The 21,505-nt window shown below is 36.6% G+C and carries 17 protein-coding genes; 6 read left to right on the top strand and 11 right to left on the bottom strand.

Annotated features, from left to right (window positions below; all coding sequences use genetic code 11):
- Positions 1 to 46 precede the first annotated feature (46 nt).
- From IPP32_15130 to IPP32_15105, 6 genes are all read right to left on the bottom strand, one after another.
- Positions 47 to 481, bottom strand: a complete 435-nt coding sequence (locus IPP32_15130) for a response regulator (protein MBL0049418.1) — start codon at positions 479 to 481, stop codon at positions 47 to 49.
- Between the two features lie 201 nt (positions 482 to 682).
- On the bottom strand, positions 683 to 4,735 hold the full coding sequence (locus IPP32_15125; protein ID MBL0049417.1) for a PAS domain S-box protein: 4,053 nt from the start codon (positions 4,733 to 4,735) through the stop codon (positions 683 to 685).
- A gap of 6 nt (positions 4,736 to 4,741) precedes the next feature.
- Positions 4,742 to 5,893, bottom strand: a complete 1,152-nt coding sequence (locus IPP32_15120) for an acyltransferase (protein MBL0049416.1) — start codon at positions 5,891 to 5,893, stop codon at positions 4,742 to 4,744.
- 1 nt (position 5,894) lies between these two features.
- Complete coding sequence (locus tag IPP32_15115) at positions 5,895 to 6,650, bottom strand: SDR family oxidoreductase (protein ID MBL0049415.1); 756 nt, start codon at positions 6,648 to 6,650, stop codon at positions 5,895 to 5,897.
- A 219-nt stretch (positions 6,651 to 6,869) separates the two neighbouring features.
- Positions 6,870 to 8,060 carry an aspartate aminotransferase family protein gene (locus IPP32_15110; GenBank protein MBL0049414.1) on the bottom strand — a complete coding sequence of 397 codons (1,191 nt, stop codon included), beginning with the start codon at positions 8,058 to 8,060 and terminating at the stop codon, positions 6,870 to 6,872.
- 45 nt (positions 8,061 to 8,105) lie between these two features.
- Complete coding sequence (locus IPP32_15105; protein MBL0049413.1) at positions 8,106 to 9,068, bottom strand: c-type cytochrome; 963 nt, start codon at positions 9,066 to 9,068, stop codon at positions 8,106 to 8,108.
- Positions 9,069 to 9,238: 170 nt separating this feature from the next.
- Here IPP32_15105 and IPP32_15100 point away from each other — a divergent pair, with 170 nt between their 5' ends.
- On the top strand, positions 9,239 to 9,670 hold the full coding sequence (locus IPP32_15100) for a hotdog fold thioesterase (GenBank protein ID MBL0049412.1): 432 nt from the start codon (positions 9,239 to 9,241) through the stop codon (positions 9,668 to 9,670).
- Positions 9,671 to 9,848: 178 nt separating this feature from the next.
- Here IPP32_15100 and IPP32_15095 read toward each other — a convergent pair whose 3' ends face one another.
- Positions 9,849 to 10,394 carry a DUF922 domain-containing protein gene (locus IPP32_15095; protein ID MBL0049411.1) on the bottom strand — a complete coding sequence of 182 codons (546 nt, stop codon included), beginning with the start codon at positions 10,392 to 10,394 and terminating at the stop codon, positions 9,849 to 9,851.
- A 659-nt stretch (positions 10,395 to 11,053) separates the two neighbouring features.
- On the opposite strand from IPP32_15095, the gene IPP32_15090 reads away from it, so the two are divergent.
- From IPP32_15090 to IPP32_15080, 3 genes are read left to right on the top strand one after another with little or no spacing between them, the layout of a single operon-like run.
- Positions 11,054 to 11,287 (top strand): 4a-hydroxytetrahydrobiopterin dehydratase, encoded by a 234-nt coding sequence (locus IPP32_15090; protein ID MBL0049410.1) that lies wholly within the window; start codon positions 11,054 to 11,056, stop codon positions 11,285 to 11,287.
- 21 nt (positions 11,288 to 11,308) lie between these two features.
- Positions 11,309 to 13,378 carry a hypothetical protein gene (locus tag IPP32_15085; protein MBL0049409.1) on the top strand — a complete coding sequence of 690 codons (2,070 nt, stop codon included), beginning with the start codon at positions 11,309 to 11,311 and terminating at the stop codon, positions 13,376 to 13,378.
- Between the two features lie 50 nt (positions 13,379 to 13,428).
- Entirely contained in the window at positions 13,429 to 14,625 is a 1,197-nt protein-coding gene (locus IPP32_15080) for an acyloxyacyl hydrolase (GenBank protein MBL0049408.1), read from the top strand.
- 77 nt (positions 14,626 to 14,702) lie between these two features.
- On the opposite strand, the gene IPP32_15075 is transcribed toward IPP32_15080, so the two are convergent.
- Together IPP32_15075 and IPP32_15070 are read right to left on the bottom strand one after the other, a co-directional pair.
- Positions 14,703 to 15,977, bottom strand: a complete 1,275-nt coding sequence (locus IPP32_15075) for a replication-associated recombination protein A (GenBank protein ID MBL0049407.1) — start codon at positions 15,975 to 15,977, stop codon at positions 14,703 to 14,705.
- Between the two features lie 65 nt (positions 15,978 to 16,042).
- A complete protein-coding gene (locus tag IPP32_15070; protein ID MBL0049406.1) occupies positions 16,043 to 16,918 on the bottom strand; it encodes a lipid A biosynthesis acyltransferase in 876 nt (291 codons plus the stop codon).
- A 5-nt stretch (positions 16,919 to 16,923) separates the two neighbouring features.
- Between IPP32_15070 and IPP32_15065 the strand changes: the two genes are divergently transcribed.
- Positions 16,924 to 18,036: a DUF4421 family protein gene (locus tag IPP32_15065; GenBank protein ID MBL0049405.1), complete on the top strand. Its 1,113-nt coding sequence runs from the start codon at positions 16,924 to 16,926 to the stop codon at positions 18,034 to 18,036.
- A gap of 83 nt (positions 18,037 to 18,119) precedes the next feature.
- On the opposite strand, the gene IPP32_15060 is transcribed toward IPP32_15065, so the two are convergent.
- The gene (locus IPP32_15060; protein ID MBL0049404.1) at positions 18,120 to 19,046 is read right to left on the bottom strand and encodes a hypothetical protein; all 927 of its coding nucleotides are present in this window, start codon (positions 19,044 to 19,046) and stop codon (positions 18,120 to 18,122) included.
- A gap of 205 nt (positions 19,047 to 19,251) precedes the next feature.
- Here IPP32_15060 and IPP32_15055 point away from each other — a divergent pair, with 205 nt between their 5' ends.
- Positions 19,252 to 20,202, top strand: a complete 951-nt coding sequence (locus IPP32_15055) for a nitronate monooxygenase (protein MBL0049403.1) — start codon at positions 19,252 to 19,254, stop codon at positions 20,200 to 20,202.
- On the opposite strand, the gene IPP32_15050 is transcribed toward IPP32_15055, so the two are convergent.
- Positions 20,192 to 21,457 carry a dihydroorotase gene (locus tag IPP32_15050; GenBank protein MBL0049402.1) on the bottom strand — a complete coding sequence of 422 codons (1,266 nt, stop codon included), beginning with the start codon at positions 21,455 to 21,457 and terminating at the stop codon, positions 20,192 to 20,194. The genes IPP32_15055 and IPP32_15050 overlap by 11 nt on opposite strands.
- Positions 21,458 to 21,505 lie beyond the last annotated feature (48 nt).

Below are 21,505 nucleotides of genomic sequence, written 5' to 3'. Positions count from 1 at the left end.
TTGGGTTAAGGCAAAAGTTCAAACTTAATTATTTCGAAATTTCAACTTATTTTTGTGTTTGATTGATATTCATCCAATAGGTGCCCATTTCGGCCACTACTTTCGTAAACTTATCTGATTCCACTGGTTTTACTACGTAACTGTTCACACCAAGTTTGTTGCACTTGTTAATGTCGTCCAATTCTTTTGATGAAGTATACACTACCACCGGTATCATAAGTGTACGGTTATCTCCTTTAATAATTTTAAGCACGTCGAATCCATTTACCTTAGGCATTTTTAAATCCAACATAATTACCCTTGGCTTATTTTCAATTTTGCGATTGGAATAGGCCCCAGTTGCAAACAAAAAATCCAATGCTTCAACACCATCTTTAACATGGTAGATTAACTGGGTTAATGCTGTTTTCTTTAAGGCTCTTAAAGTTAATTCTGCATCCGTTGGATTATCCTCCACAACTAAAATTTCTACATCACTCATGTTGTTTTTGTGTTTATCTAATGGAATTCCAGAATTTTAAACGAAGTAAGTAAGTTACTTTGAAACTATCAAGTTTTTACTCAATTAAATTCTGCCCATCAGGGTTTTGTTGGTAATACGGCAGAATTCAAATTAACTATCCCTCTAATCGGTAAATGGCAATAAATCAACGATACTTGGTAAAATGGGTAGATGCGCTTGCTAATCGCTATGCGGCAAAGAAAAATAAAATGTTGCACCCTTGTTCACCTCGGCCTCTGCCCAAACCCGTCCACCATTTTTTTGGATAATGCGCTGAACTATTGCCAAGCCTACACCGGTTCCTTCAAAATCACCACTATGCAAACGCTGAAAAACACCAAATAATTTATCGTAATAGCGCATGTTAAATCCAACGCCATTGTCTTTTATAAAGTAAATGGTTTCATTTTCTGCCTCCAAGTATCCAATTTCAATTTTGGCAACTTCTTTCGTCTTAGAATATTTAATGGCATTAGAAATTAAGTTTACCCAAACCTGTTTAATTGCGCTATGATCCGCATGTGCATTGGGCAGTTCATCAATAGAAATGGCAGTAGATGAATCACTCATATTGTTCCTAAGTTCAGCCACTACCAGCGCAACCATAGCACCCATATTTACATTCGTTTTTATTACCTCTTGTTTGCTTAAGCGACTAAAATGCAATAAATCATCAATCAGCTGCCCCATCTTTTTTGCATTACTCATTACCACATCCATTAAACGCTTGGCTTCATCATCCAAACGATCAATATAATCTTCTTTTAAGATTTGGGTAAAACCGTCTATAGCTCTAAGCGGGGCGCGCAAATCATGCGAGATGGTGTAACTAAAGGATTCCAATTCTCTATTTGTGATTTCCAGTTGAATAAGATTTTGCTCTAGTTCCACATTCAACTTACTGATAATTTCTTCCCGTTTTTTTCGTTCTGATATATCTCTGTTTACTGCAATAAATCCTATGGCATTTCCTTCATTGTCACGGTTAATCGAAAGTGACGAAAGTATAGGAATCATTGCGCCATCTTTTCTTTTCTGCAGCACTTCTCCATTCCACGAACCGTTGTGTTTTAGGGCCAGTAAAAATTCACGCTTTGTGCCATTCATAAATTCGGTAACAAAAACATCTTCGGCAATTTTTCCAAGTACTTCCTCAGGTTCAAATCCATATATCTTTTGTGCAGCATTATTGTAACTGTTAACACTCCAATTTAAATCCGAAGCAATAATTGCATCCGTAGCATTATTTATCATGTAAGTGGATTGAATAATCTTTTCCTCCGCTTTTTTCATTTGGGTAAGGTCATCAACCGTACCAACAAAACCAATAATTTTTGCATTATCCAACATTTCTGCAGCCTTTACACTCGTCCAAACAACGCCACCATCGGGCTTTATAAAGCGGTGAATACTTTCAAATTTTTGATTGTTTTTTGTGGCATTAGCCCATTTTTCAATTACGTTTTCACGATCATCCGGATGTATAGCGTTAAGCCATCCATCACCCAACAAGGCATCGGGAGAAGAACCACTAATTTTTTGGTACGCTAAATTGGTGTATATGCAATCTCCGTTGGGTTTCGTTACGAATACTCCCAAAGGGGATGCATCATTCATGGCTCTGAATTTGGCTTCACTGCTGCGTAAGGCTTCTTCTTGGAATTTTCGTTCCATGATGTCGGTATGTGAACCGGCAAAACGATATGCTTTTCCTTTAGCATCGCGCAATACCGCCCCCCTTGCTAAAACCCAATGGTAGTAACCTTTTTTGTGCAGTAGTTGCAACTCCAGCTCATACGTTTTCGTATTGCCAGCGATATAATTATTTACCACCTCAAATACCGACTTAACCGAATCCGGATGTAGTAATTTTGTAAACGTTTCGAGATTGTTTTTTAATTCATGTTCTTGGTAGCCTAACATGCTTTTCCAGCGGGGTGAAAAATAGGCATCGTTGGTAATTAAATTCCAATCCCACAATCCATCATTTGCACCTTGCACAGCAATTTCGTAGCGATCCTGACTTTGTTTGAGCTCAAATTCTGTGGCTTTTTGCTCAGATATATCCATCATTACCCCATTCCAAATAATCCCTCCATCCTCACTTTTTTCGGGTTTTGCATTGGATTTAATCCAACGTTTTTTTCCGGAAGGTAAATTAATTGCGGTTTCGTAAGAAAAGGCTTGCATCGTTTTTGCAGAGTTTTGCATGCCAATAAAAAATGTCTCTACATCGGCAGGTGATATTAAGCTCCACAATATTTTTGAATCGTTGAGTAAGGCTTCGGGCTCCATTTCAAAAATATCGCGAATTCCGCTACTTACATATAAAAACTCCCGTTCACCATTGGTTTTTAAATGATACTGAAAAATTACGCCAGGAACATTGCTCGACATATTTTGAAATAGCAATTGGCTTTCTCGAAGTTGTACTTCTGCAATTTTTTGTTCACTTATGTCCCTTGCAATACCAAGGTATCCAGTAATTTCGTTTTGGTCGTTTCTAAGTGCTGAAATAGATAGTAATACCGGTATTAAATCTCCTTTTTTGGAAAGATAAGTACTCTCCATTACAATAGGTTTTTCGAGCTTGTTAGATGGCACTAACACTCTATTCGAATGATTTTCTTCAACAATTCCAATTTCCTCTAGCAAGCCATTTGCGAAAAATAATTCAGGAGTTCTGCGATTAATAATTTCGCTGGCTTTATAGCCCAACATTTCCTCCGACCCTTTATTGTATTCTATTATTTTTCCATTGGCATCAGTAGCAATGATAGAATAATCGGTTCCATTTAAAATGGCATTCTGTAAAATGTATGCTTTTTGTAATTTTTCTTCTGCTTTCCTTCTTTCAGTTATATCAGTAGATACCGCACAAACGCCATAAATTTTATTGTCACTATTATAAAGTGGAAACTTTGAAGTAATCGCTGAATGTATCTCATCATCCACCGGAAAATCAATTTCATATTCTTTTAATTGTTTTGATTTAATTACTTCTGAATCGTGTCTGAAAATTTCATCCGCTGTTTCTTTTGGAAAAAAGTCGAAGAGCGATTTACCCAACAATTCTCCTTTATTCATGTGAAATAATTTCTCGTATTCTCTATTCACAAATAAAAATTCTCCTTCAGTGCTTCTAATCGCAACTAAGGAATTGGTATTGTCTAAGATGGCTTGTAACTGGTCTTTGGTTGCTTTTAAATTCTCTTCTATCTCTTTGCGCTTTGTGATATCTGTGGTAATACCGCAAATTCCATACATCACATTTTTATTATTGTATAATGGAAATTTTAAAGTATGATAATAGGTAGGTCCCTCATGCTCCATAATCATTCCGTCGAATTCAATTGCTTCCTTTCTTAGAATGGTTTCATTGTCACTTTCCCAAAATTTATCGGCGGCTTCTTTTGGATAAAAATCGTAATCCGTATGTCCTAAAATAAACTGACTGGTAAGTTTTACCTTTCGCTCAAATGGTCGATTTACAAATATGAACTTACCTTCCAAATCCTTAATAAAAACAAGCGAATTGGTATTATCCAATATGGATTGAAGCTGGTCTTTTGCCTCTTGTATTTTTAAATCAATTAGCCTTTTTGCTTTTTGATCACTTATAAAATAATACAAAACCAGTCCTAAAATGGAAATAATTACCAAGCATAAAATGGCAAATATTAAAATCGTAAAATTGGCACTCTTAATTTGTAAATCGTTCGATTTGAAGAGATATATCCGCTCCTGTTCTTCAATGGTTCGTATGCTTGCTCGTATTTGACTTGTTAAAATCTTACCCCGTTCTGAGCGAATCATATTTAAGGATTCCTCCATGCCATATTCATTTCTAATGGCAATTATGCGGTTACAATTGTCAATTTTTTCGTGAATAGTAAACTTTAAAGCCGTTAATTGGGATTTGTCGATGCGCTTATTCGTGGCAAGCGAATTCAAGCTTCTTAATTTAGTTTGTATTTGATTTAAGTGGATATCATACATTTCTAAAAAACTCTTCTTTCCGGTAATCGCATAGCCTCTTTCATTGGATTCGATTTCCAAAATCGAAATGTATAAATCCTCTATTTCCTTCAAAATAATATACGATTCAAACTGCTTTTTACTGTCGACTTTCAATTTGTTCATATTGATAAACGTCACAATTGTAAAAAACAATAGAAATGCCACCGCCATGGCAAAACCAATAAAGAGCTTATTATTTATAGAAGTTTTCAAATTTTATCAGGGTAGAAGTTTTGTTCGGTTTTTCACAAATGCAAATTTTTCCTTCAGTTTCAAAAAAGGTAATTCGTAAAATCGATAAGATAGTTTACTAATTCCAATTGTTATCAGAAGAGCTAGCGCAGTATCAAGCAGCAAAACCTGCCACATCTGCGTATTTAAAGCGAATTTTTTTGTAAGCGTTGTTGCTATTAAAATGCCTATAAAGTGCAAACAGTATAAGCCATAAGTAATTATACCGAGTCGTGAAATCATTTTTAAGCTGGATACTTTAAACAATGAATGTAAACAAAAACATTGTTCTAAAATTATAAAGAGTATGTTTCCTGCAATTAAAATTCGCTCTATCACGCGGAGTGGATAAAGGTTAAAAAAAAGTTCCTTGCGAAAGAAAAATATCAAAATAAAACTACCATAAATAAGCAGGAGGTAAGGCCTTTTTAGATTTTGAATGGCATTAAGAAAGGAATCATATTCCAAAATAAGCCATGCTCCAAACGCCCCAACAGCCATATCGCCGATACAAGAAAGAGAATGCAGTTCAAATAGTGTATCGTCGTCATGCATTGCCCTAAAAATAAGACTACTTACAATTATAGCTGCAAACGGAATCCAGTATTTTTTTAACGGAAAAAGAAAAAGCACCACCGGCCACAACAAATAAAATTGCTCCTCTATTGCAACACTCCACAAAACTGCCAGTACTGATGAATCGGGTGATCCGGTGGAAATAAAATCGAAATTATTTGTAAAGGTCAAGTAATTAATAAGGTGGGCAGTTTCGTTAGGCGTTTGACCAAAAGCCGATTTTAAGAATGGAAATACAACAAAACCAAAAAACACGCAAAAGTAATAGAGGGGCCAAATACGCAAGATTCTACGCATCCAAAAATGTGCAATATGAATTTTGCCCGTACTTTTCTTTTCTTGAATCAATAAATAAGTAATCAAGAATCCGCTCAGCACAAAAAAGAAATTAACCCCTAAATTTCCATTTCCAAAAACCGAACGTTTAATAAAATGATACACCGGATTTAATTTAAGCGCATCATATTCGGTATGGAAACTATGAAATAAAAAAACCGATAAGAAGCAGAGAAACCGCAATCCATCAAGGTTTTCGAAGTATATACTTTTCTTTTCAGATTCCATATTAGTGCTTTACCGTATCACGCACATTGGCTTGGGCAGTGGGTGTAATTTCAATGTCGTTTATATTCACATGTGCTTTGCGCGATACGGCATACCAAACTGTGTCAGCAATATCATCTGCGGTTAGCGGTTGCAACCCCATGTAAGGTTTTTTGGCTCGTTCTTCGTCTCCTTTAAATCGAACCAAACTAAATTCAGTTTCTACCATACCGGGTGAAATAGATGTAACCCTTATTCCATAAGGTAATAAATCAATGCGCATACTTTTACTTAAGCCTACCACAGCATGCTTGGTTGCGCAATATACATTCCCATTCGGATAGGTTTGAGTACCGGCTATTGAACTAATATTTACAATATGCCCCTTTTTATTGGCAACTAACCAAGGTGAAATATGTCGAGTAACATAAAGCAAACCTTTAATGTTAGTATCAATCATTTGTTCCCAATCGTTTAATTCACCTTCTTGAATTGGTCCTAAACCCATCGCCAAACCTGCATTATTAACAAGTATATCAATCGCCCGCCATGCTTCGGGAATCGAATTGAGAGCAGTTTTTACTGCTGCTGAATTTTGTACATCAAAACAAAGCGTTAAAACATCAATTCCATAGGTCATTTTTAATTCGCTTTCCAGCGCTTGCAAGCGATCAATCCGCCGGCCGGTGAGTATTAAATTAATTTTATTAGCGGCAAAAAGTTGCGCAGTGGCTTTGCCAATTCCTGCTGTAGCGCCTGTAATTAAAGCTATTTTCATAAATTAGGTTATGTTTTTATAAAAGATGAAGCGTTTCTTTTGAAATAAATGGATAAGAATTTGAATTATGCAGTATCGAAGGTATACCTCAAACTGACTCTTCAAAAAAACTAAAAAAATAGGAGATTCACTAGGAATAAATAGCAATTGCTCTATGAAAGTACTTTTTTTAATGTATGCCTTTAAAAAGCAAACTGAAATTAAGATGCAGGTTGAGTTCTAACCAAGTACCGTTTTTATACTTGTTATTATTATTTCACAAGCTTCAACAAGCTCCCTTTCAGTAATGGTAAGAGGAGGGGCAATTCGCATGGCATTGTCACAAAATAAAAACCAGTCGGTTATAACCCCGTTTTGAATGCAGGTATCAATTATTTTTTTGGTTATTTCAAAGCTTTCAAATTGAACAGCAAGCAAAAGTCCTATTCCCCTGATTTCTTTTATGCCGGGGTGTTTCAAGCTTTCGCGGATAATTTTTTCCTTTGTGGGAATTTTTTCCATCAGCTTTTCATAAAAGATTACTTCAAAAGTTGCTTTGCTGGCTGCGCAACTCACCGGATGTCCGCCAAATGTGGTAATATGTCCTAGCATCGGCTGATGTGTAAAAGCATGCATCATTTTGGTGGAAGCTATAAATGCCCCAATAGGCATTCCGCCACCCATGCCTTTGGCAATGCAAAGTATGTCGGGAACAATTCCATAATGTTCAAAGGCAAATAATTTTCCGCTTCGCCCACAGCCACTTTGAATTTCATCAAAAATCAACAGACAACAATTTTCATCACAGGCTTTTCTAAGCGCTACCATAAAGGCTTTATCTGCAACGCGAATTCCTGCTTCGCCTTGTATTGGTTCCACTACCACACAAGCAGTTTTTTGCAAGGAAATATGTTTTAACTCTTCAATCGAATTAAATTCCAATACCCGCACATCCGGAATCAATGGGCGATAGGCATTTTTAAAGCCCTCATTTCCACCAATGCTCAGCACTCCTTGTGTGCTTCCGTGGTAGGCATTTTTAAAGGAAATAACCTCCGTTTTACCGCTAATGCGCTTAGCCAGTTTAACTGCACCATCTACCGCTTCGCTACCAGAATTCACAAAATAACTGCAATTTAATTGCTCGGGTAAATTATCCGCCAACAGTTTAGCCAGTTGCACCTGTGGAGCTTGAATGTATTCGCCATACACCATCAAATGCAGGTATTTATCCACTTGGTTTTTTATTGCTTCCACCACCTTTGGATGACGATGTCCCACATTGCTTACCGAAATACCGGAAATAAAATCCATGTATTTCTTCCCGTTCACATCAATCAAATTAAGGCCTTCCGCTTTCTCAATTTCAAGAGATAGCGGAAAATCAGTAGTTTGCGCCATGTGCTGCAAAAAAATTTGTCGGGATGTCAGCATTTTAAAAATTACTTGCGTGAGATTTTTGCGAAGATAGCGCAGTTATTTAACCAAGGCAAAACTGCTATCGGTTAAGCTAATCAAAAATGCTTCAATGTCTTGTTTTTCTTGCTCTGTTAAATGAAAACCGGCAGCTGTAATGGGATCTGTATTTATACCGCCCTTCACAAATTTTTCAGGCTCCGAATAGTAATCAATAACTTCACGTAAGGTAGTAAACATGCCATTGTGCATATACGGAGCTGTAACCGCTACATTGCGTAAGCCGGGGACTTTAAATTTTCCTTTATCAATTCCGTTTTTTGTAATACTAAATCGCCCGGCATCGTTCAATTCCTTCTCATTATACAATCCGATATTTTTAAATTCATCACCTGTAAAATCAGGGCCAAAATGGCAATCAAAGCAATGCCCTTTTTGGTTAAAAATAAGTTGCCCGCGCTTAGCCGATTCAGATATGGCGCTGCTATCACCTTTGGCAAATTTATCAAAAGGAGTTGCTGATGTTTCTAATGTACGTTCAAAGGATGCTAGCGCGAGTGCAAGGTTTTTCTTATTTGGCTTTTCATTATAGAGCAGTTTAAAATAGCTAACATAACTTGGCGAAGCATTTAAACGTTTTATTGCTTCACCAATTTTTAAATTCATTTCTACCGGATTTTCTATTGGGAAAATAGCTTGCTCTTCTAAGGTATTTGCTCTTCCATCCCAAAAATAAATATCGCGATACATCATGTTCATCGCAGAAGGTACATTGCGTGTAGTTTTGTTACCCGCTACACCATTGCTAAAAGCAACAGTATCCGCATAGGCAAATTCGGGCTTATGACAAGAAGCACAGCTTATCGATTTATCTTGTGAAAGTATTGGGTCAAAAAAAAGTAATTTTCCAAGCGCTGCAGTGCTTTCAGGAGTCATTAATGCAGCATCAGAAGGTTTACTTAAGAGGCTGCTAAGTGTTAGCATACTACAAATAAGTATGCCAATAAAAAATATTCTTTTCATAAATCAAATGCAAATTTAGCAATAACATCAAGCCTTTCAAACTTTAACGACTGATTATAATCAGTATATTGTTTCTGCGGTAAATCCGCTTATGCTCAGTTTGTCGTATTCTGAAATTCCATCTTGAATACATTATTAACACATTTCCTATATTTGAAATAAAAAAGGATATGGCAATTTGGTTTAGAGAATATACGATTGAGTCCATAAAAGAACTGGGCAAGAATAATATGATGGATCATTTGGGTATCGAGTTAATTGAGTTGGGTGATAATTACATAAAAGGTCGTATGCCCGTTGATGCGCGCACCAAACAACCTACCGGTGTGCTACATGGGGGTGCCATGGCGGCTTTGGCAGAAACGTTAGGTAGCATCGGCGGAAATTTGGTGGTAGATATGAATACTTATACCTGTGTTGGCTTGGACATAAATGCGAATCATTTGCGCCCGGTTAGCTCAGGCTTTGTGTATGGAATTGCCTTTCCTTTTCACATCGGTAAAAAAACACAAGTTTGGAGCATCGAAATTCACAACGAAGAAGGAAAATTGGTATGCATCAGCCGACTTACTCTAGCAATTATCGAGAATCAAAATTCATAATTTTATTGCTACTTTAACTAACCGAAAGGGTTATCAATTAACTAATAACTGCGAATTTACTAAGGTTACGGATTAACGAATCGTTATTGTTTGTTGATATTAAAAAAGGTAACAAATATCAAATAATTACCGCATAAATCTTTGTTCAATGTACTCAATTCTCAATACTCAATACAAACTATTCCTTTAATCCTATAATTACTAGGCTATTTTTATAGTCATTGAGGCTGTCAATGTCGGCAACTATTAAATTATCCCAATATTTTTGAATACGGTAATCGTCAACAGCGCTTTCATACATATTTTGATTTAATCGATTAGATTCACTTGCTTCCTCCAGCAACTTAGTCATTACGTCATTAATGTTTTGGGCAGTGAGTTCTCCTTTATAGTTAGCAATATTTTTTCTGAACATTCTGGCGCTTCTCTCGCAAATATTAAAATGCCCTTGTTCGTGGTTAAGCACTTCAGAGTTTTTTTCTTTAATCCACGATTTTTTTCGATTGAGTACAGCAACAACCCTAATAAAAGCACTGTCATTTTCTACGTACATTTCATACTGTATACCACATTCGGTAACCGCATCGAAAGTGCTTTTTTTGTCGGCAGTAGCTTTAAAGTCTTCGAAATCAATATCATACCTAGTCCACTCACGAATCGGACTTTTGTCTTTTTTGAAGCTACTAAACAGTAAGATGCTGAGGATACAAATTAGCGTTTTCATTTTTTTGGGAGTTAATTACAGTCTTTTACGCAACTGAAAGCAACAGGTTTCAATTTTTTTAAAAAATTACCTAAGGATGAAAACAAAATTTTGTCAAACCCTTATCTGAACTAATACCTAACGCATGACTAACTCTTTTTATTTTTAAATAAGCGGACATTTAAGCAAGCTTTGGGAAATGGATGACAATTAAAACGCATAAATTTGTGGGTGACCGATGTCGGTATTTCAGGATGTGTCGTCGAACATCCGGGAATCATAATAATAATCGATGCTTTGAATTTGTTCTTTTTAAGTTGGAGGGTAGGTAAAAATTAGGATTCGCAGATAGGAGGTACAAAATAAAATAATTCAATAAGCCTTTTGGTAACTAATTTGTTTAATTTTAGTGCAGTTATTATAAATGTAAATGATTAGCTGATTAGCCAATTAGCCAATTAGCCGATTGGAGGATGAATAGATTCACTAATTTTAGAATAGCTTAATTTTTCATTAACGCATTAACGAAATAACTCAATAAATCACCCTTCGACTTCGCTCAGGATGACATTGTAAATTCAATAACCCAATAACCCAGTAACCCAATAACCCAATAACTCACTCTTCGACTACGCTCAGGATGACATTGTAAATTCAACAACTCTATAACTAAAAAAGCCATGTGGAAAGAAAATAAAAACTCCCTAAATAAAACCTTTACTTTTAAGGATTTCAGCGAAGCTTTTGCTTTTATGACACGTGTAGCATTAATTGCTGAAAAAATGAACCATCACCCCAACTGGAAAAATGTGTACAATAAGGTGGAAATTAACTTGAATACGCACGATGCCGGAGATGTTGTTACCGATAAGGATAGAAAATTGGCGAAAGCTATTGATAAACTACTTGTCTAATAATTACTTAAAAGGGTGAAAATGAAAAAACTAATGTGTTTGTTTTTTGTGCTTTTGCTTTCGACTGAAACATTTTCACAAAATTTTTGGGTCCCGGATTCTGTTTTTAGGCATGATTTAAAGCAACATTATCCTTCCTGTTTTACAGTCAATGATTCTTTGATAACAACTTGTATTCCAATTAAAACGGAAATAGTTTTGTTTGAGAGATTTCAAAATATTACGAGTTTAGAGGGGGTAGAGTTTTTTACGTCGCTAAAAGTTTTGGATTGTCAAGAGGATAATTTAACACAACTGCCTAAGTTGCCAGCTACTCTTACATTCTTGGGAATAAACGGCAACCATATTTCCAATCTTCCGGATTCATTACCGCCTTTTTTGGAGGTATTTTATTGTCATGATAATGTGATTGGAACCTTACCACTAATGCCCAATACCCTAAATACATTGCTTTGTAGAAATAATCTCTTAACTATCCTCCCGCCATTGCCAAATGGAATAACTAATTTACAGTGTAACAAAAATCATTTAACAAGTCTTCCCTTATTGCCGGATTCTCTTAAATACCTGCTCTGTGATTCAAATCAGTTAGGCAGTTTACCAGCTTTACCTGCCAAACTGAATATACTTCATTGTAATAATAATCCATTATTTTGCTTACCCAGTTTGCCTTCCGGTCTTTTTGAGTTAGAATTTAGAAACACTTTTATAAATTGTATACCTAATGTCCCTTCAAGTCTTAATTCTTTACCTGCTAATCCGATTATTTGCTCGCCCCAAACTCGATATTGTAGATATTTGAATTTGGATGGTTTTGTTTTTAATGATATGAATGGAAATGGTCATATTGACTCTTTAGAAAATGGTTTAATTACAAAAATTAACTACTCAGGTAATAATGCAATTTATTCTGACTCGAGTGGGTATTTTATCGCGGTTTGTGACACAGGTGTCTTTATCTTTGATGTTTTTGTTCCGAAATATTATTCGTGCACAAATAACCCACAACAAACAATAAATATGTCGGGTAGTAATATTCAATCAATTTATTTTGGCTTGCAAGCTATTCCCAATGTTGCTGATTTAGAGCTTAAAATGGAATTGAATGGTTTTGCCCGACCAGGATTTAGAGCAACATATAATATTGATTATGAAAATGTGGGCACGATGCCAATTTTAAATGCTCAAGTAAAGTTCTTAAAACCGATACAAGTAGCAAACATTTCCGCTAATAGACCATTTAATTCAAATGGTGATACACTTATTTGGTCAATAGGTAACCTTTCCCCAAATCAAATGGGAACAATAATTATTACTGATTCAGTATTTGCAAATTCCAGTATTGGAACTCCTATTACTGCTCAATCTTGGATTACTTCTGTTTACAATGATACAACGCCAAATAATAATTTTTGTTCCAACCATTCCATAATTATTGGTTCTTTTGATCCAAATCAAAAAACAGTTAATCCTGAATTTGTTTCACCGGAAATGCAAGATTATTTAGAATATATCATTCGTTTTCAAAATACAGGCACAGATACCGCATTTTCTGTATTAATTACAGATTCGCTATCTCATTATTTAGATGTAGTTTCATTGGAAAATATTTCAGCATCACATCAAAATTCTTGCACTGTTGATAAGGGTATTGCAAAATGGAATTTTTCGAACATTTTACTTCTCGATTCAAATCATAATGAGAAAGAATCTCATGGTTTTATAAAATTTAGGATAAAGCAAAAAGCTAACCTTACGTTAGGTACTCATATTCCAAATTATGCAAACATCTACTTCGATTATAATACCCCTGTAGTCACCAATACTACAAATGTAACAGTCACTGCTGTTATGATAAAAGAAAATGGAAATGACTTTATAAACTTATTTCCCATTCCTGTGCAACAAATAGTTCACCTGATCAGAAAGGATAAGGATTTGGGAACGGTTAGTTTAATTGATGGTAGAGGTATTTTAATTGAAAAAAAAACCATAAACTCGTCTACATTTGAATGGAATATTGAACAATTGAATTCAGGCATTTTTATTTTTAGTGGGGACGATTGGAAGCAAAAGATAATAAAAAAATAATCATATTGTCTTTCATTCAGAATTTCGTGATAAGGAATATTGCACAAAAAATGAAATTTCAATTTTTGGAAAAAACAATACGAATAGCCACATTTGGTGTGTTTTTATTCTACATATATAATGTAAATGCATCTGATTCCTTAGCGTTAAAAAAAAGCGAACTGCATTACGAACTCGCCGAAAACCTTGGCAAAGCCGTGGTAAACCATCCCGCTTTCCCCAAAGTAGGCATTTCACAACTCACTGAATTTTCGCTACTGCGCCAATGCAACGGTGCCGAAAGCTGGCATCAATATTATCATTTTCCCGAAACAGGTGTGAGTTTTTTGTTTGGGACACTCGGAAATAAAAAAGTATTGGGAAATGTATTCGCATCTTTCGCATTCATCAATTTCGAAAATAAAACCGAAAAAAAACTGGTCGTTCAAAGAAAAATTGGATTTGGCTTTGCCTATTTTAACCAACCTTATAACATTCAAAACAATACTGAAAATATTGTCATTGGCTCACATGTTACTGCTGTGGCTTCCTTTGTTTTAGGGCTTAAATACCGATTAACAGAACGCTTCTCGCTTAGCGCAGGTGCTTCTTATTTTCATTTTAGCAATGCACATTATCAATTGCCAAATCTCGGTTTGAATTCAGTAAATTTTCGAGCAGCTATCAGTTATTATCCATACCTCCGGCAAAATAAATATACTGCACAAGCGTCTCCCGAAAGGAATAAAAAATTTCACCTCAATGTAAAAGTTGGATTAGGAATAAATGAACGCGGCGGAACCTTGGGACCAAGCAACGGACCTAAATACCCCATTTATCTCGCTTCCATTTTTTTTACAAAAAGATATTCCTACAAAGGGATTTTTCAAGTGGGAGTGGAAGCAAATTACAATACCGGTGCACATGATTTTATTGTATCTAACGAAGTATTTGCATCACAAGAGAAATTAAAAAGCAGCACTTCCATCTTTTTTTTAGGACATGAATTTATGTGGAAACACCTCAGCTTTGTGCTACAGGGAGGCGTATTTATATACAATCCGCTTTACCGCGAAATAATAAATAGTCAACGCACTATTTCCTCTAAAGAACATCTAAAATCCTGGTTTACCAGCAAGTTTGGCTTTCAGTATTATTTGTTTGATACTTACAAAAGGTATAAGAACCAGGTATATATTGGCTCCTATGTGAAAGCAAATTTAGGTCAAGCGGATTATTGGGAAACTAGCATTGGATATACGTTTTGAGGCATTAAAAGCTGTTTGAATAAACTCGGACCAAACGCATTTTTTTTGATGTTTGAACAAATATCAAAAACTTAAAATCAATACTTGTATTTATCCTGCCACAGCCTCTTTAACCGCTCCCTCATTTCGTTTTCGCGGGCATTGTTACCGGGAGTAAAAAGTTTGGTTCCGCTTAGGGCATCCGGCAAGTATTCTTGATTTATAAAATTCTGTTCGTGACTATGTGCATAATCATATTCCTTTCCATAACCCAAATCCTTCATAAGTTTGGTAGGAGCATTTCGTAAATGCAGGGGTACCGGCAAATCACCACTCGATTTTACCAATTGCTGCGCCTCACCAATTGCCATGTAGGCTGCATTACTCTTGGCTGAGCAGGCTAAATAGGTCGCTGCTTGCGATAAAATAATTCGACTTTCAGGCATGCCAATTACATTCACCGCCTGAAAACAATTGTTTGCTATTACCAAGGCAGTAGGATTTGCATTGCCAATGTCTTCGCTTGCTAAAATTAACATGCGGCGTGCAATAAACAGCGGATCCTCGCCGCCTTCAAGCATACGCGCCAACCAATACACAGCCGCATTTGGGTCGCTTCCGCGCATCGATTTAATAAATGCTGAAATAATGTCGTAATGTTGTTCCCCATTCTTATCATACAAAGCCAAGTTTTGTTGCACACTCTGCATTACAAGTTCATTGTTAATTGTGATGCTACTTCCTGAAATGGAATTTACAACTAACTCAAAGGTATTCAACAATTTTCGAGCATCACCTCCCGAAAGGCGCAGCAAGGCTTCGTATTCTTCAATTTTGATTTTTTTCTTCTTTAGCACTTCATCTTGTTCCATTGCCTGATTAAGGAGCAAAATCAAATCGGCTTTCTCTAAATTTTTTAAGACATAAATCTGACAGCGCGAAAGGAGCGGAGAGATTACTTCAAAGGATGGATTTTCAGTAGTGGCTCCAATGAGCGTTACAATTCCCTTTTCAACAGCACCCAGCAAAGAATCTTGTTGCGATTTGCTAAAACGATGAATTTCATCAATAAATAAAATGGGGTTATTGGTGCCAAAAAATGCCTGACTCTTCGCTTTGTCAATTACTTCCCGTATATCTTTCACACCCGAATTTATTGCACTAAGTGCATAAAAAGGTCGCTTTAATTTTTGAGAAATAATATTCGCCAAGGTGGTCTTACCAACACCCGGAGGGCCCCATAAAATCAAAGAGGGAAGCACTTCACTCTCAATCGCTTTTCGCAAAACAGCTCCCTCACCAATCAAATGTTTTTGACCAATGTAACTATCAAAATTATTAGGACGAAGCCGCTCCGCTAGTGGTGTTGACATGTATTAATCTCAAATAAAAATTCCAAAACCTAATTCCTAATTCCTAATTCCTAATTCCAAAATCCTCAATCCACAATCCTCTTATGCTTCCAACGCCGATGCGTCCACAACCAATACTCCGGTGCGGCCTTAATTAATTTTTCGTTGATGCGTGTATGTCTTTCAGTAATTTCATTAGGAGCCAATGCATTCGGTTCATCTGTTACCAATTCATATTCTACTTGATAATGACCACGTTTTACTTTTGTGATTTTTCCATAAAGCACTACCATATTGTATTGTCGTGCATACTTTTCAGAGCCAAAGGAAACAGGAGTATCTTGATTTAAAAACTGCATCCAATGCGCATTTTGAACTTTTCCCGGGCTTTGATCCGCTATAAATCCGGTCATTGTTAATTCATTTTTATAGCGTTCAAAAAATTCGGAAACTTCTTTGGTCGACATTAAAATGGTGCCAAATCGATTGCGCGTTTGTTGCATTTTATCGTCAAAAAATTTGTTTGAAATGCGCTGGTAGATACCAAGTGGTTTGTGCGGACCATACAATCCGATCGAAACAGCTGCCCATTCCCAATTGGCATAATGGCCGGTAACTAAAATCAGACTGCGCTTTTCATCGTAGTACTTTTTCATTAAATCGGGACCGGTAACAGTTAGTCGGCTCATTAGGGATGCTTTCGAAATCGTAAATACTTTTATACTTTCAACCGCTAAATCACAAAAGTGGCGATAGAATTTTTTAGCGATACGATTTATTTCTACTTCTGATTTTTCAGGAAAAGATTTCCGTAAATTCTCTAAAACGATTTTTTTTCGGTAAGGAAATACATAATAAAGTAGGTAAAATGCCCCATTCGAAATCCCATAAAGCACCGGAAAGGGTAGGAGAGAGAGCGGTATTAAAATAAAATAGTACAAAAAATAACTGAATACTATCATCTTGTATGAATAAAAATTTGCATGCGAAGGTAAGCTATCTAAACAGCATAAAAAGGATACCCTACAAAAAAATAATTGCCCTGTTCTTCATTTTTCATTTTGCCCTTTCCGCGCAGGCTGGAGAAATTGATGCGGCGTATATCGCTCGGTTTAAGACAAAGCTTAACTTCAAATTGCTGCTCAATCAAAATGATTTCAGGTATTCAACGGCTCCAATTAGTTCAGTAGTTTATACAAAATCGGATTTGAAGAATGCACAGCTCAATTATGGAAGTTACATTCCCTTTTCAGCTGGCTTTGCATTTAATTTTATGTTTGGTGGTTTTGGCTATGATTTCAGGTTCACTAAAAAATACTTCAATCCTTCTAATAAGGAAGTTACCGACTTTAAGGATTTTAAATTAAACATCCTTGGTCGCAAAGTAAGCTTTGAAGGCTTTTACGATAGCTATAAACATAATTATTATTCCCGAAATACACATTTCTTTCAAGCCATTCCGAATTACGATAGGGATTTAAATTCAAGACATTGGGGACTTAGTATGCGCATTGTTACCAATGATACGCGTTTTAGTTATAAAGCTGCTTTTGCACAAACAGAGTTTCAAAAAAAATCGGCTGCTACGTTTATTATTTGGTATGGATTTGATCAAAATAAATTGAGCCGAAGTGGTGGATTGCTGCTGGATACTGCAGTTACAAAATATTACGATAAACTGCGTTTCTTAAGCGAATTGCGACAAAATTTGTGGTTTGTGATGCCCGGTTTTGCTTCTAATTTGGTGTATCAAAAATTTTATTTCGCCAGCTCTTTTTATGTCGGAACCGGCGCGCAATTCAACAGGCAGTATGCAGATACCATTATATCTAAAAAAGTAAACCTGCCCTTTCTTTCTCGAGCACGCGCCAGCCTTGGATTTAATGGAAAAACGGTTTACACCGGATTATACGCAAATGTGGAGTATGCTCGGAGTTCCTTTCAATCCTTAAAAACATCCTATTTTAATTATAAGGTAGGCATCTTTTTAGGAGTGCGCATCATAAAGCAAACAAAATCGAGAGAAGAAAAGATGGAAGAGAAAAGACGCTTGAAGGAGGATAAGAATAGACGCGCTTAGGCGCAAGATTTGAAATTTAATTTGATGATGAAATTAATTTTACATTCAAAAAAAAAGAGCGAATCAATCGCTCTTTTTTAATTTTAGAATTTAGCTCTTACCCTACGTTTCTTGTATTTACTTCTTGAAACATAGCTAGACTTATTGCGGTAAAATTTGCTCTTGCCTGTTAAAACATAACCTGCTTTAATTTGTAAAAACATATAGGAGTCGTTGTGTTTATCGTCACCTCTTTTTTGCTCTACTCCTCGAGCAAAGTCATATCCGTAATTTTCTCCGGCTGCTGCAACTTCGCTGCGGTCTGGGTCAGTTAAAGGGCGCTTATCGCTTTTGTCGTAGAAATAAACCTTTTGTTTGTAGGATTCTGAGTTAACTCCTGAACTGGGAGTTGTAAATCGTGTTGGGTCAACATACACTGTACTCACATCATCCAAATAATCGGTAAAGGTTGTTCTCCAGCCTAATTCTAAGCCAATACGGTAATTTCTGTTTAAAGTATAATTAAATCCTGCTCCGAGGGGAATTGCTATTCCAGAAAGTTTGTACTTAGCGGCTTTGCCTTGAGTGCCTTGCCCTTCGGTTCCCAATGGTTGTAAATCTACCCAGTTTCCGTTTGCATCCGTTCCTTGTGGATTATGATGAAACCAAGCCACTCCTCCGGTTATATAAGCTCTGAAATCTTTTTTAGACCCTCCTCTGCGTGCACCCCCACTTCGCCCCTTAATCCCATTGCTTTGATAAAGTACATACTCGCCCAAAAGTCCAATTTCGAATATATTATTTCTAAAATTTAATCTTCTACCATTTCTACCCGGATTTAACGATAAGGTATCAGCACCTTTAAGGCGACCATAGTTAAATGTACCGGTAACAAATACCTTTGGTTTAACTTTTTGACGGTAATACATCCCAAAGTTTGTGCGTGATTGAGCGAGTTTTAAATCGAGCACAAAATCTCTTCTGGACTTTTCTTTTCCGCCTATTTCACCTAGGTAATTGGCTGATCCCACAATAATCCCTACTTCCTTTTTATATTGCCCAAAGACAAGTGAAGGAAGCGAAATTGTTAGTGCAAAAGTAATAATTTACGCATTTTCGAAATAATTAATATTAATTTGCTTTTTCTTAGATAGTCGAATTGTGACAAAAATAAAAAATTTATCCTTAAAAAAAAGCTTTTAAAAATAATAATCAACAAAACTTTCCACATATTTTATGAACACAAACCCAATATGCGAACTATTTAAAATTCAATATCCTATCATTCAGGCCGGCATGATTTGGTGTAGCGGTTGGCGACTCGCAGCTGCGGTAAGTAATGCAGGTGGTTTAGGTATTATTGGTGCCGGATCCATGTATCCCCATGTACTTAAGGAACACATCGAAAAATGCCGAAAAGCTACCGATAATCCATTTGCAGTTAATATCCCGCTGCTTTACCCAAATATTCAAGAACACATGGATATTATTATGGAAATGGGAGTGAAAATAGTTTTTACTTCTGCCGGTAATCCACAAATATGGACGAGCAAATTAAAAGCAAAAGGAATTACCGTAGTGCATGTTGTGTCCAATACCAAGTTTGCAAAAAAGGCTCAGGATGCTGGAGCAGATGCAGTAGTAGCCGAAGGTTTTGAAGCCGGAGGGCACAACGGTCGCGAAGAAACAACAACACTTTGTTTGATACCTCTTGTACGCGAAGCGGTAAGCATACCGCTTATTGCTGCCGGAGGAATTGCTTCAGGTTCGGCAATGTTAGCCGTCATGGCGCTTGGCGCAGATGCAGTGCAGGTAGGAAGTAGATTCGTAGCCTGCGAAGAATCATCAGCTCACCCTGATTTTAAAAACAGGGTAATCTCAGCTGTTGAAGGCGACACCGTGCTCACTTTAAAGGAAATTACACCGGTTAGACTCTTGAAGAATGAATTTTATTTGGATATTCAAAAGGCTTATGAACGCTGCGCTTCCGCAGATGAGTTGAAGGAAATTTTAGGAAGAGCGCGTGCCAAAAAAGGGATGTTCGAAGGCGATATGATTCAAGGTGAATTAGAAATTGGCCAAGTTTCGAGTGCTATAAAAGACATTCAGCCGGCTGCTGAAATTATGCATCAGATGATTACAGAATTCAAACAGGCTAAGGAACGTTTAGCCAAAATTAATTTTTAAAAAATTGATTTTTATTTATAATGCCGTAAACTTTTCCCTTTAATTCCTTCCCAATAAAAGGGGTGTTTTTTGATTTGGATTGTATGTTATTCGCCGAGAATTTCCAGCTTGTGTTTGGTGCAAACAAAGTAAGGTTTGCGGCCGATCCTTCTTCAATAGCAGGAACCTCAAGCGCAACAATATTGCGCGGAGCACGCGAAATTTTATCGAGCAAATGATGCAATTCCATCCTTTGATTAGCCAGTTGAATCAAGCCAAAACAGGTTTCCAATCCTATCATGCCAAAAGCAGCATGATCAAATTCACGTTCCTTGCTTTCAATGTCTTGCGGACTGTGATCGCTACATATCACGTCAATAGTATTATCGAGCAAACCTGCCCATAAAGCTTCTACATCCTCAAGTGTTCGCAAAGGTGGCTTTACCTTATAGTTCGAATCAAAATCATTCAACGCAGTTTCATCTGCAACCAGGTTGTGAACGGCAACTCCACAACTCACCTTAATCCCTTTTTCCTTTGCTTCCCGAACCATTTCCACCGATTTTGCAGTTGATATGTTGGATAAATGTATGCTGTAGGAATTATATTCACACAAAGCAATGTCACGGGCCACCATTAATTCTTCAGCTAGTGCAGGAATGCCTTTAATGCCTAAATGGGTACTCATTTTACCTTCGCTTATTTTCCCGCCAAGGGCAAGTTGGGCTTCTTCAGGATAATGTATAATCTTTGCCTCAAACCCTTTTGCATAAAGCAAAGCACGCGAGAGCAGCCCGGCATCCGAAATAGGTTTTTTATTGTCTGAAAAGGCAATTGCCCCGGCACTATGCATATCAAATAGCTCTGTCATTTCCTTGCCTTCCATATTTTTTGAAAGCGCACCAATTGGAAATACATCCACTGCTTGATTTCTGGTTTTTGTTAAAATGTACTCAACTTCCGATTTGCTTTGAGTAGGTGTATGATTCGATGGCATACAGGCTACTCCTGTAAATCCGCCAAAGGCAGCTGCTTTGCAACCACTTTGTAAATCTTCTTTATGCTCCAATCCTGGATCGTTAAAATTTACCTGAAGATCAAACCAACCAATGGAAACATGTAAATCAGCAGCTTCAAATACAGGGAACGATTTTTCAACTTTAAGGTCGGTACCAATTTTTTTTATATACCCATTTTCAATTAAGATGTCCGATTTTTTTCCATTCCACGCGGAGGTTGAATCCACTATTTTTGCTGACTTAATCAGTAAATCCATAGGTATGTTTTTTTAACTATTATGCCTTGTAAATCATTCATCCGAAAA

It is taken from the genome of Bacteroidota bacterium (genome assembly GCA_016721765.1).
In the GTDB taxonomy this organism is placed as follows: Bacteria; Bacteroidota; Bacteroidia; order UBA4408; family UBA4408; genus UBA4408.
Note: the sequence above shows the minus strand (reverse complement) of the source record. Positions and strands in the feature narration are given on the sequence as shown.